11 protein-coding genes are annotated in these 11,562 nt (G+C 65.5%); 9 read left to right on the top strand and 2 right to left on the bottom strand.

Annotated features, from left to right (window positions below; genetic code table 11):
* Positions 1-19: 19 nt before the first annotated feature.
* The gene (locus tag LFT45_RS18750) at positions 20-1,000 is read left to right on the top strand and encodes an aldo/keto reductase (protein WP_236805087.1); all 981 of its coding nucleotides are present in this window, start codon (positions 20-22) and stop codon (positions 998-1,000) included.
* Positions 1,001-1,098: 98 nt separating this feature from the next.
* Positions 1,099-1,749 (top strand): uracil-DNA glycosylase, encoded by a 651-nt coding sequence (locus LFT45_RS18745; protein ID WP_236805086.1) that lies wholly within the window; start codon positions 1,099-1,101, stop codon positions 1,747-1,749.
* 17 nt (positions 1,750-1,766) lie between these two features.
* On the opposite strand, the gene nboR is transcribed toward LFT45_RS18745, so the two are convergent.
* Positions 1,767-2,387: a nicotine blue oxidoreductase gene (nboR, locus tag LFT45_RS18740; protein WP_236805085.1), complete on the bottom strand. Its 621-nt coding sequence runs from the start codon at positions 2,385-2,387 to the stop codon at positions 1,767-1,769.
* A gap of 141 nt (positions 2,388-2,528) precedes the next feature.
* Between nboR and LFT45_RS18735 the strand changes: the two genes are divergently transcribed.
* The gene (locus tag LFT45_RS18735; RefSeq protein ID WP_102974445.1) at positions 2,529-2,714 is read left to right on the top strand and encodes a YegP family protein; all 186 of its coding nucleotides are present in this window, start codon (positions 2,529-2,531) and stop codon (positions 2,712-2,714) included.
* 69 nt (positions 2,715-2,783) lie between these two features.
* Here the strand turns inward: LFT45_RS18735 and aceE are convergent, their stop codons facing one another.
* Positions 2,784-5,525 carry a pyruvate dehydrogenase (acetyl-transferring), homodimeric type gene (gene aceE / locus LFT45_RS18730; protein ID WP_236805084.1) on the bottom strand — a complete coding sequence of 914 codons (2,742 nt, stop codon included), beginning with the start codon at positions 5,523-5,525 and terminating at the stop codon, positions 2,784-2,786.
* A gap of 328 nt (positions 5,526-5,853) precedes the next feature.
* Between aceE and LFT45_RS18725 the strand changes: the two genes are divergently transcribed.
* The 6 genes from LFT45_RS18725 (at position 5,854) to LFT45_RS18700 (ending at position 11,558) form a co-directional block, all read left to right on the top strand.
* Positions 5,854-7,422: an NCS1 family nucleobase:cation symporter-1 gene (locus tag LFT45_RS18725; protein WP_236805083.1), complete on the top strand. Its 1,569-nt coding sequence runs from the start codon at positions 5,854-5,856 to the stop codon at positions 7,420-7,422.
* A 25-nt stretch (positions 7,423-7,447) separates the two neighbouring features.
* Entirely contained in the window at positions 7,448-8,191 is a 744-nt protein-coding gene (locus LFT45_RS18720) for an aspartate/glutamate racemase family protein (protein WP_236805082.1), read from the top strand.
* A 45-nt stretch (positions 8,192-8,236) separates the two neighbouring features.
* The gene (locus LFT45_RS18715; RefSeq protein ID WP_236805081.1) at positions 8,237-8,998 is read left to right on the top strand and encodes an SDR family oxidoreductase; all 762 of its coding nucleotides are present in this window, start codon (positions 8,237-8,239) and stop codon (positions 8,996-8,998) included.
* A gap of 139 nt (positions 8,999-9,137) precedes the next feature.
* A complete protein-coding gene (locus LFT45_RS18710; protein WP_236805080.1) occupies positions 9,138-9,551 on the top strand; it encodes a hypothetical protein in 414 nt (137 codons plus the stop codon).
* An 11-nt stretch (positions 9,552-9,562) separates the two neighbouring features.
* Complete coding sequence (locus LFT45_RS18705; RefSeq protein ID WP_236805079.1) at positions 9,563-9,907, top strand: hypothetical protein; 345 nt, start codon at positions 9,563-9,565, stop codon at positions 9,905-9,907.
* A gap of 172 nt (positions 9,908-10,079) precedes the next feature.
* Positions 10,080-11,558, top strand: coding sequence for a cation:dicarboxylate symporter family transporter (locus tag LFT45_RS18700; RefSeq protein ID WP_236805078.1), 1,479 nt, complete (start codon positions 10,080-10,082; stop codon positions 11,556-11,558).
* The last annotated feature ends 4 nt before the right edge of the window (positions 11,559-11,562 follow it).

Genomic DNA, 11,562 nt, shown 5'->3' with positions numbered 1-11,562 from the left:
GGCAACATATAGTCGGGGGATGGAACAGCGCATCTTAGGCAAGACCGGACGGAACGTTTCAGTCGTTGGACTGGGAACATGGCAGCTCGGCGCGGACTGGGGCAACGTTGACCCGGCACAGGCGCAGGCCATCCTCGCGGCGTCTGCCGAGGCCGGCGTGACCTTCTTCGACACGGCGGACGTCTACGGGGACGGCCGCAGCGAGCAGGCCATCGGAGCCTTCCTCGCCGACAACCCGGGCACAGGCATCACGGTGGCCACGAAGATGGGCCGCCGGCTGGAGCAGCGCCCGGAGAACTACAACCTCGCCAACTTCCGCGAGTGGGCGGACCGTTCGCGCCGCAATCTTCGGACCGACGCCCTGGACCTGGTCCAGCTGCACTGCCCGCCCACCGCGGTGTACAGCCGGGCCGAAGTGTACGACGCCCTGGACACCCTCGTTGCCGAGGGCGCCATCAAGAACTACGGCGTCAGCGTGGAGCGGACCGATGAAGCCCTCGAAGCCCTGCGCCACGAGGGCACCGCATCCGTGCAGATCATCCTGAATGCCTTCCGGCTCAAGCCGCTGGAGGAGGTGCTCCCGGCCGCGAAGGCCGCCGGTGTGGGCATCATCGCCCGCGTTCCGCTCGCCTCCGGCCTGCTGTCCGGGAAGTACACCAAGGACACTGTCTTCGCCGAGGACGACCACCGCAACTACAACCGCGCCGGGAACGCCTTCGACGTCGGCGAGACCTTCTCCGGAGTGGACTACGAGCTGGGGCTCAAGGCAGTGGCCGAATTCCAGCAGCTGGTACCTTCCGGAGCGGGAACGGCGCAGGCCGCGATCGCGTGGGTCGCCGCGCAGGACGGCGTTACATCGGTCATTCCCGGCGCCCGTTCGGTGGAGCAGGCCCGTGCCAACGCCACTGCGGCCGCAACTGTACTCAGCCCGGAATTCGACGAAGGCGTGCGCTGGATCTACGACCACTACTTCCGCGAGGCCGTCCACCCCCGCTGGTAAATGCAACGCGGGGTCACTTAGCGCCCAATGAGGGCCCTTCATTGGGCGATATCTGACCCCGCGTTGCTTTGATCCAGGGGCTGAAGGGAGGCGGGCGAATGACCTCATCGTCGATCGAGGACTTCATAGACCGGCTCGCGGCCGTCAAAACGCCGCCGGGCTGCAACAACTTCTTCGACCACTCGGTTCCCGCTAACGCTGTGCGCCGGCAGAACCTGGCGGCCTATCTGGGGGACATGCTGGACCGGGCACCGAAGGTGCTCCTGGTGGGGGAGGCGCCGGGCTTCCGGGGCATGCGGATTACCGGTGTTCCCTTCACCAACCGCACCATGTTCCAGGGGCCGGCCAATTCCTTCGGCATGTTCGGTTCCGGCACGGGGTACGTGCTGCCGCCGGAGGCTGCCGGCGTCGCCGCCGAGCCCACCGCCACGGTGATGTGGGAGGTCCTGGCCGAGCTCGACTTCCTCCCTCTGCTGTGGAGTGCCTGCCCCTGGCACACGCATGTGCCGGGACGGCCGCTGTCTAACCGCACTCCAACACCCGCGGAAGCGGCGCTCGGCACCACGTTCTGGCAGGCCCTGACAGGGATCTTTCCCGTCGAAACCGTGGTGGCCGTGGGCAACGTGGCGCACACCAGCCTCCGCCGCAGCGGCCTGGACGTGCCGAAAATCAGGCACCCGGCCCACGGCGGAAGAGCCCGCTTCAAACAGGGACTGCAGGAACTTCTCGCGGCGGGGATGGTCCAGTAGGACCAGCTAGGCGCGAACTAGCCCAGCAGGTGCAGCTGGTCCGGGGTATCGAGGTCTTCGCCGCCGGACTGGCCTGAACCCGGTGGCAGAGTGCAGTCCACCAGGTCGAGCAGCTCCGGGTGGGTCTGCAGGAAGAGCCGGGCACCGGCGTCGCCCTTTGCAGATTCGGCGGCGCGGTCCCGCAGCGTTGTATCGAGCAGCAGCGGGTGTCCGCGCCGGAGCTTCCCTCCAGCATCGGCGTACGCGGCGGCCGTCACCCTGCCCGGCTGGTGCGCCCGGAGGAGTCTGGCGACAGTGTCCGCCGTAAGCCCCGGCTGGTCCACGAGCGCCACCAGAACGTGGTCTTCGTGCCGCGCGCGATTGATTCCTGCCTGGAACGAACTGCCCATTCCGCTGGCCCACTCCGGGTTTTCCACCACGATGTGCCGGGCCAGGTCCGTCCTCCCGGCGACGTCCGCGGCGCCAGCGCCCAGCACCACCACAACCTCGCGGCAGCCGCCGTCGAGCAGCACGTCGGCCAGGACCTCCACGAGGGTGCGGCCCCGGAACGGAAGCAGGGCTTTCGGGCCGCGGCCCAAGCGGGTGCCGGCCCCCGCTGATAGCAGCACTCCGGTGGTGGACGGAAGGATGGAAACCATGCTTACTACCTTAAGGCGCAAAGACTACCCGGTAGTAGGGGTGGTTTGTCCAGTGAATGGCGGCTAACGTCGGATATGTCGTGTTGGCAATTGGGGGTCGTAATGGCGGCTGCAACGGTGCAGTTGTCGGAAGGAGCATCTATGGCAGGCACATTCGTAATCGAGACAGCAGGCGCAGGGCAATACCGGTTCAGGCTGACGGCCGATGACGGAACCGTGGTGGCAGTTTCGCCCAGCTTTTCCAACATCAAGGCCGTCACTGCCGGAATCACGGCGGTCCGCGAGAGCGCAGCAACCGGCTTCGTTGTCGACCGCAGGCGTCCCTGACTGACCCAAAGAAGCACGACGGCGGCCCCCACCATCAGGTGAGGGCCGCCGTCGTTTTTGTGTGGTGCGTCAGGCGTCGCCGCCGGCTCCTCCTGTTGTTCCCGCAGTGACGTCCAGGAGTTTGTAGCGGTCCATGGCGTACGACGGCGCGCCCTCCTGCACCTCGGCCCTCGCCGCCAGTAGCTGGAGGGTTTTGACGACGATGGAGTGGGTGTCGTTTTTGAAGAAGCGGCGGGCGGCGGCGCGGGTGTCCGAGAAGCCGAAGCCGTCGGCGCCGAGGGTGGCGAACTCGTTCGGGATGAACTGGCGGATCTGGTCCGGGACGGCCTTCATGTAGTCCGAGACGGCGACGACGGGGCCCTGGGCGCCTTCGAGCTGTTTGGTGACGAAGGGCTGGCGGGCTTCCTTGCCGGGGTTGAGGAAGGCTTCCTCTTCGGCGGCGAGGCCGTCGCGGCGCAGTTCATTCCAGGAGGTGACGGACCAGACGTCGGCGGAGACGCCCCAGTCTTCGGCGAGGATCCGCTGGGCTTCGAGGGCCCAGGGGACGGAGACGCCGGAGGCGAGGATCTGGCTCTTGGGGCCTTCGGTGGTGGAGGCCGTGAGCTTGTAAATGCCCTTGAGGACACCTTCGACGTCGAGGTTCTCCGGTTCCGCGGGCTGGACGATCGGTTCGTTGTAGACCGTGAGGTAGTACATCAGGTTACGGTCGGTCGAGTCGTGCCCGTACATGCGTTCGAGGCCGCCGCGGACGATGTGGCCCATTTCGTAGCCGTAGGCTGGGTCGTAGGTGACCACGGCGGGGTTGGTGGAGGCCAGCAGCGGGGAGTGTCCGTCGGCGTGCTGGAGGCCTTCGCCGGTGAGGGTGGTCCGTCCGGCGGTGGCGCCGATGATGAACCCGCGGGTCATCTGGTCGGCGGCGGCCCAGAAGGCGTCGCCGGTGCGCTGGAAGCCGAACATGGAGTAGAACACGTAGACCGGGACCAGGGGCACGCCGTGGGTGGCGTAGGCGGTGCCGGCGGCGGTGAAGGCTGCCACGGCGCCGGCTTCGTTGATGCCGGGGTGGATCAGTTGGCCCTGGGCGGATTCCTTGTAGGCCAGGACGAGGTCCCGGTCCACGGACAGGTAGTTCTGGCCCTTGGGGTTGTAGATTTTCGCGGTCGGGAAGAACGCGTCCATGCCGAACGTCCGGGATTCGTCCGGCACGATCGGGACAACCCGGTGCCCGAACTTCTTGTCGCGGAGCAGGTCCTTGAGCAGGCGGACGAACGCCATGGTGGTGGCGGCCTGCTGCTTGCCCGAACCCCGCTTGGCGACGTCGAACGTTTTGGGATCCGGCATTTCCACCGCCCCGGGGCCGGGGCGCCGTTCGGGCACCGAGCCGCCCAAAGCCTTGCGCTGCTCCAGGAGGTAGGCAATCTCAGGCGCGTCCGGACCGGGGTGGAAATACGGCGGCCGGTAGGGATCCTCTTCGAGCCGGGCGTCGGAAATTGGGATTCTCAAGTAATCCCTGAATTCCTTCAGGTCGTCCAGGGTGAGTTTTTTCATCTGGTGGGTGGCGTTGCGGCCTTCGAAGTGCGGGCCCAGGCCGTAGCCCTTGACCGTTTTGGCCAGGATCACGGTGGGTTTGCCCTTGAATTCGGTCGCGGCCTTGTACGCGGCGTAGACCTTGCGGTAGTCGTGCCCGCCGCGTTTGAGGTTCCAGATCTCGTCGTCGGAGAGGTCGGCGACGAGGTCCTTGGTCTGCGGGGTTTTGCCGAAGAAGTGTTCGCGGACGAACCCGCCGGATTCGGCCTTGTAGGTCTGGTAGTCCCCGTCGGGGGTTTCGTTCATGATCTTCACCAGCGACCCGTCGGCGTCGCGGGTGAGCAGGTCATCCCATTCCCGGCCCCAGACGACCTTGATCACGTTCCAGCCCGCGCCGCGGAAGAACGCCTCGAGTTCCTGCATGATCTTGCCGTTGCCGCGCACCGGGCCGTCCAGGCGCTGGAGGTTGCAGTTGATCACGAAGTTCAGGTTGTCCAGGTTCTCGTTCGCGGCGAGCTGGAGCAGGCCGCGGGACTCGGGCTCGTCCATTTCGCCGTCGCCCAGGAACGCCCAGATCTGCTGGTCCGCGGTGTCTTTCAGGCCCCGGTTGTGCAGGTACCGGTTGGACTGGGCCTGGTAGATCGCGTTCATCGGGCCGATGCCCATCGACACGGTCGGGAATTCCCAGAAGTGCGGCATCAGCCGCGGGTGCGGGTAGGAGGACAGGGCGTGGCCTTCCTTGGACTTTTCCTGCCGGAACCCGTCCAGGTCCTCCTCGGAGAGGCGGCCTTCCATGAATGCCCGGGCGTACATGCCCGGGGACGCGTGGCCCTGGAAGAACACCTGGTCCCCGCCGCCGGGATGGTCCTTGCCGCGGAAGAAGTGGTTGAACCCGACCTCGTACAGGGTCGCGGCGCCGGCGTAGGTGGAGATGTGCCCGCCGACCCCGATCTCGGGCCGCTGCGCCCGGTGCACCATCACCGCGGCGTTCCAGCGCATGTACGCCCGGTAGCGGCGCTCGTACTCCTCGTTGCCCGGGAACTGCGCTTCCTGGTCCACCGGGATCGTGTTCACATAGTCCGTGGTGGTCACCATCGGAACCCCGACGCTCTGCGCGCCGGCACGCTGCAGGAGACTGCGCATGATGTATTGGGCACGCTCCGTGCCCTGTTCCCTGATCAGCGCATCCAGGGACTCAACCCACTCGGCGGTCTCTTCCGGATCACGATCAGGCAGCTGGTTAGTCAACCCGCTGAGGATATGGGAGGTATCTTCTCCTGCAGCCACGGCAGCCTCGTTTCATCTTTGAATGTTGGGCTCATGTTTTCGTATTGTGAGAAAACATTCTTGCTATTCGAGATTATCCGCCGCGAAGGATCTGGGTCAAACGTTGCTGAATACTCTTGGCGGAACTGACTGGCCTGGGGCGAGACGGGCGGATTGTGACAGCGGGGAGTCGGTGGGGAATCTTGACCGGCAGGTGATGTGGGTCATACTCTTGTTTCACTATTCAACAAACTTATTTCGCCAGGTGGAATAACAGCAGCAATCGGCAGAGCCAGGAAGGCCGATCGAGGGCTCACCACCGCGAAAATCCCAGAAACTGGAGAACCAGATGCAGACGACCCCATCAGTCGGCGTCGAACCGGCTCCCACCCCGACAGCGTCGTCGGGCCAGCCAGTTCACCAGGCCGCGGCCGCCGACGCCCTGTGCGAGGCGGCCAGCACGGCCGCCGCCCGCAACATCAGCCCCAGCCTTTACAACACCGACCTCGCACCCACCAAGCGGCAAGGGCGCCGCTGGACCGGATACAGCATCTTCACCCTGTGGGCGAACGACGTGCACAGCCTCGGGAACTACGCGTTCGCCGTCGGACTCTTTTCCCTGGGCCTCGGCGGCTGGCAGATCCTGACAGCCCTGGCCATCGGAGCGGCCCTCCTCTTTGTGCTCCTCAGCTTCTCGGGTTTCATGGGGCAGAAGACGGGTGTTCCCTTTCCGGTCATGAGCCGGATCAGTTTCGGCATCCGGGGTGCCCAGCTCGCCAGCCTGCTGCGCGGCGCGGTGGCGGTGGCGTGGTTCGGGATCCAGACGTTCCTTGCCTCGGTGGTGCTCCGGGTGATGCTCGTGGCCATGGTTCCGTCCATCCATGACCTGGACACCAACTCCATCCTCGGCCTGTCCACTCTGGGCTGGATCTCCTTTGCGGGGCTGTGGATCGTGCAGCTCGTGATCGTCAGTTTCGGCATGGAGATGATCCGCAAGTACGAGGCCTTCGCCGGTCCCGTCATCCTGCTGACGATGGTCCTGCTGGCCGTTTGGGTCTTCATCGAGGCGCGCGGCTCCGTCCAGTGGACCGGTATACGCGGCCTTGAGGGCGTCGAGATGTGGCGGACCATTTTTGCTGGCGGCGCCCTCTGGGTCTCCATCTACGGAACGTTCGTCCTGAACTTCTGCGACTTCACCCGCTCCGCCGTATCCAAGAAGTCCATCGTGCGCGGCAACTTCTGGGGCATCCCGATCAATATGCTCCTGTTCGGCGCCATCGTGGTGGTCCTCGCTGGCGGGCAGTACAAGATCAACGGCACCATCATCGAAACACCGTCCGACATCGTCCAAAGCATCCCCAACACCCTGTTCCTGGTGCTGGCCTGCCTCGCGATCCTCATTCTGACCATCGCGGTCAACCTCATGGCAAACTTCGTCGCCCCCGTGTATGCCCTCACCAACCTCTTCCCCAAGCGGCTCAATTTCCGCCGGGCAGCGTGGGTGAGCGGCTCTATCGGCCTGGTAATCCTGCCGTGGAACCTCTACAACAACCCCCTGGTCATCGTGTACTTCCTGGGCGGGCTCGGTGCCCTGCTCGGACCCCTGTTCGGCGTGGTCATGGCCGACTACTGGCTGCTCCGCCGCGGCAAGGTCAACGTCCCGGAGCTCTACACCGAGGACCCGGAGGGAGCCTACTTCTACAAGAAGGGCGTCAACCCGCGGGCGGTCATCGCATTCATCCCGGCGTCCGTCCTGGCGCTTCTGATCGCATTCATCCCCGCCTTCGAGCCGGCCGCACCATTTGCCTGGTTCTTCGGCGCCGGTGTCGGAGCACTCAGCTACTACGTGATCGCAGACCGCAGGCAGCGCTTCGAGGACGTCGACGGCGAGGCCATTGCCGTCGCCAGCACCCACTAAGAGCCACCCCACCCAGGAGGACACTATGCGCATACTCGTCGCGAACGTCAACACCACCCAGTCCATGACAGACTCCATCGCCGCCCAGGCGCGAAGCATCGCGGCGCCCGGCACCGAGATCGTCGGGATCACGCCGCGCTTAGGGGCCGACTCCTGCGAGGGCAATTTTGAGAGCTACCTGGCCGCGATCGCCGTGATGGACCGGGTGGTCAACTACCCCGAACCCTTCGACGCCGTCATCCAGGCAGGCTACGGCGAGCACGGCAGGGAGGGGCTGCAGGAGCTGCTGGACGTGCCCGTCGTCGACATCACCGAGGCCGCGGCCAGCACCGCTATGTTCCTCGGGCACAAGTATTCCGTGGTCACCACCCTGGACCGTGCCGTGCCACTCATCGAGGACCGACTGAAGCTGGCCGGCCTCGACGCCCGCTGTGCTTCCGTGCGGGCCAGCGGGATGGCCGTGCTGGAGCTCGAGGAGGAGCAGGAGCGGGCAGTGGAGGCCATCATCAGCCAGGCGTTGCTCGCCGTCCGGGAGGACAAGGCCGAGGTGATCGTGCTGGGCTGCGGCGGCATGGCGGGCCTCGACGAACAGATCCGGCAGCGCGCCGGAGTGCCCGTGGTGGACGGCGTTGCCGCCGCGGTGACCATCGCGGAGTCCCTGGTCCGGATGCAGCTCTCCACGTCCAAGGTGCGGACGTACGCCACGCCGCGGCCCAAGACCGTCATAGGCTGGCCGCTGGCGGTGGATGCCGTTCGGGCCGGCACCTAGATGCCAATGGCCACCTAAAGTTCCAACTACTCCAGGAGAATCAGCATGGCCGTTCAACCCACTTCCGGGCGGGTCGCCGTCGTCACCGGCGCCGGTTCCGGAATCGGCCGGGCGGTTGCCCGGCAGATGCTTGGGGAGGGTTACCGAGTGGCGCTGGCCGGCCGCCGTGAGCAGCAGCTCCTGGAAACAGCAGACGGGAATCCGGAGGCGCTTGCGGTGCCGTGCGATGTCACCGTGCCCGACGACGTCGAACGCCTGTTCGCTGCTGTCCTCCGGCGCTGGGGCCGGGTGGATGTCCTGTTCAACAACGCCGGCGTCTTCGGGCCGGCGGCTTCCGTGGATGAGATCAGCCTTGCGGACTGGGAGGCCACCGTCGCCGTGAACCTGACCGGTTCGGTGCTGTGCGCCGGGGCGGCCGTCCGGGCGATGAAGGCGCAGTCGCCGCAGGGCGGGCGGATCATCAACAACGGCTCGATCTCCGCGCATTCACCTCGTCCGCGCACTGTGGCCTACGCCGTAACCAAGCACGCCATGACGGGCCTGACCAAGAGCATCGAGCTGGACGGCCGGGAGTTCGGCATCACCTGCGGGCAGATCGACATCGGCAACACCGCCACGGAAATCATGGACACCATCGGTGTCGGCTCGGGCGCGCTCCAGGCCGACGGCAGCCGCAGGGTGGAACCGATGTTCCCGGTGGAGGACGCTGCCCGGGCGGTGCTGATGATGGCGGGGATGCCGCCGTCGGCCAGTGTGGGCTCGGTGGTGATCACGGCCGCCGGAATGCCCTTCATAGGCCGCGGCTGACCCTTCCCTCCCGACTCCCGAGTTTTTGTCCAGATATCGCGACTTAGAGGCCCCTCAGCGGCGAATATCTGTACAAAAACTCCTCCGCTGGAAGGTCCGCCTGTGGATAACGTCCAGCAGGCCTCCTCGAGATGCCTCAATGGAGCATGACCAGATGGTCACCGGCGTCCCCGCCGGACGGCTCTTCGCCCGCGACATGCACCGTCCAAGCCGGGGTATTCGGGTGCCCAGGTCGTGTGGTCCGGACCTTCCGGCGCTCGTCCGGTCGCACACTGCCCTCGATCCGGACGACTTCGCAGCCCTGATCACGGCAGCGGAACTCCACGGCGTTCCGCTGCCGCCGTGGGCGGAGTTCAGGCCCGACGGCGGCGGGCCGGTGACCGCCGTCGTCGAACCGGTGCCCTGGGGCAAGAAAAGCGGACCCCATTTCCGGGAGCCGGGACGGTTTTGCACCTCTCCCGGCAAAGCGGCGCGTCACTCCCGCGACGGCGCGGGATCGCCGGGCACCGGCTCAAGATCCGCGAGGGTGATCTGGTTGAGATTGACGGACTGAGGCTTACGTCCGTGGCCCGGACCTGGGTGGACCTCGGCTCGGTCCTGCCCCTCGACGACCTTGTGGTGGCCGGCGACGCAATCGTCAGTAAACACGCGAGGCACTTCGGTCCGCCCAAAGTCGCCATGGTGCCGCTGGCCGAACTACGGGCGTTTGTGGACCGCGCCAACGGCATCCACGGGGTGCAGAAGGCGCGGTTCGCGCTCGATCTGTTGCGCGTGGGCGTCGATTCGCCGCCTGAAAGCAAGCACAGGCCGGTCTGGACGGATCTGGGTTGCCGGCGGTTCCGGACGTGCATCGAATATGAGGGGCTCCACCACCTGGCCCCCGAAAAGGTGAGAGTTTTTTCCAGATAACGCCCGCTGAAGGGGCTCCAAGCCCCAACAAGTGGACAAAAACCCGATTGTCACCGGTCCTACGAGTTCCGCATCGTGAAAACTGAATTTCCTCTTGCGGAATAGTGTGACCGGGGTTACGTTGGAGACAGACCCCGATCCGGGGCAGTTCCCAATTGATAGGTACAGATCAATGAAGATCCCAGATTCCTCGGCGCTGAAGGCGAGTTCGGTGCCGTCGAAGAAGAAGCCCCTGTATAGGTCGCTCTTCTTCCAAATTCTGATCGCCGTCGTGGCAGGTGTTCTCATAGGGCATTTCTGGCCGGACCTAGGCGCTCAACTGAGGCCGCTCGGTGACGGCTTCATCCAGCTCATCAAGATGATCATCGCGCCGCTGATCTTCCTCGTGATCGTTACGGGAATTTCAGCCGTCGGCGACGTCAAGGCGGTCGGAAGGGTAGGAGTCAAGGCTCTTCTCTACTTCACAGCGGCCACGCTTTTCGCCCTGGTCTTCGGCCTGGTTGTCGGCAACATCGTCCAGCCCGGAGCGGGCCTGAACATCGATCCGAGCACCCTGTCGCAGGAGGCCCTCGACGCCAAGACCGGCCACGCCGTGCCGAAGGACGCGGCGGCGTTCATCCTGGACGTCATCCCCACCAGCGTCATCGGCGCCTTCGCGAACAACAGCCTGCTGCAGGTCCTGTTCTTCTCCGTGTTCTTCGGCGCCGCCATCGTCGTCATCGGCCGCGAGCGTTGCCTGCCGGTGGTCAGCCTCATGGAGACGGTCCTGGAACTCGTTTTCAAGATCATGTCCTGGATCATGAAGGTCGCGCCAATTGGTGCTTTCGGTGCGATGGCCTTCATCATCGGCCAGTACGGGCTGGACACCCTCGGCACCTACGCCATGCTGATTGCCGCCTGCTACGGCGCGGCTGTTATCTTCATCGGGCTCCTGTTCGTCGTGGCCTGGAGCTTCGCCCGGGTTCCGCTGTGGCAGTTCCTCAAGTACACCCGCGAGGAATTCCTGCTGGCATTGGGCACCGCCTCCACGGAAGCTGTGATGCCGCGCATCATGACCAAGCTGACGAATGCCGGGTGCTCCCGGGCCACCACCGGTCTTGTGGTTCCGACGGGCTACTCGTTCAATCTGGACGGTGCAGCGATTTACCTGTCCATCTCCCTGCTGTTTCTCGCCCAGGCCTTCGGCCACCACCTGGACCTCGGCCAGCAGCTCGCGGCCCTCGGCGTCCTGCTGCTGACCTCCAAGGGCATGGCCGGCGTTCCCGGCTCGTCCTTCCTGGCACTGTCCGCCACGGCGGCGGCGCTCGGAATCTTCCCGGTGGCCGGCGTCGCCCTGCTCCTCGGGGCCGACCGGCTCATGGACTCCATGCGCGTGGTGGTCAACCTGCTGGGCAACTGCGTGGCAACCTTCGTGGTCTCCAAGTGGGAGGGCCAGTTCGACCGCAGCGTCATGGTGCGGGCATTCCGCGGCGAGATCACCAACCACGATTCGGCGGTCATGCTCGGCGTGGAGGAGGACTTCCAGGAGCAGGAACTCGAGCGGATCAGCGGGGGCGGGCAGGCTTCGCCCAAGTTCCGCGGCGGCCCGAACCCCGGTGAGATGCCGGAGTTTCAGATGAGCAGGCCGTCCGCCGCCATCAACCACGAATAACGTA

Source organism: Arthrobacter sp. FW305-BF8, from assembly GCF_021789315.1.
Taxonomy (GTDB): Bacteria; Actinomycetota; Actinomycetes; order Actinomycetales; family Micrococcaceae; genus Arthrobacter.
The sequence above is the reverse complement of the archived record's forward strand: the minus strand, read 5'-3'. Positions and strand labels throughout refer to the sequence as shown.

Excerpts from the sequence above, each read along its gene's own strand:
- LFT45_RS18750 (WP_236805087.1), top strand. The coding sequence starts at position 20 with ATGGAACAGCGCATCTTAGGCAAGACCGGACGGAACGTTTCAGTCGTT.
- LFT45_RS18745 (WP_236805086.1), top strand. The coding sequence starts at position 1,099 with ATGACCTCATCGTCGATCGAGGACTTCATAGACCGGCTCGCGGCCGTC.
- nboR (WP_236805085.1), bottom strand. The coding sequence starts at position 2,387 with ATGGTTTCCATCCTTCCGTCCACCACCGGAGTGCTGCTATCAGCGGGG.
- LFT45_RS18735 (WP_102974445.1), top strand. The coding sequence starts at position 2,529 with ATGGCAGGCACATTCGTAATCGAGACAGCAGGCGCAGGGCAATACCGG.
- LFT45_RS18725 (WP_236805083.1), top strand. The coding sequence starts at position 5,854 with ATGCAGACGACCCCATCAGTCGGCGTCGAACCGGCTCCCACCCCGACA.
- LFT45_RS18720 (WP_236805082.1), top strand. The coding sequence starts at position 7,448 with ATGCGCATACTCGTCGCGAACGTCAACACCACCCAGTCCATGACAGAC.
- LFT45_RS18715 (WP_236805081.1), top strand. The coding sequence starts at position 8,237 with ATGGCCGTTCAACCCACTTCCGGGCGGGTCGCCGTCGTCACCGGCGCC.
- LFT45_RS18710 (WP_236805080.1), top strand. The coding sequence starts at position 9,138 with ATGGAGCATGACCAGATGGTCACCGGCGTCCCCGCCGGACGGCTCTTC.
- LFT45_RS18700 (WP_236805078.1), top strand. The coding sequence starts at position 10,080 with ATGAAGATCCCAGATTCCTCGGCGCTGAAGGCGAGTTCGGTGCCGTCG.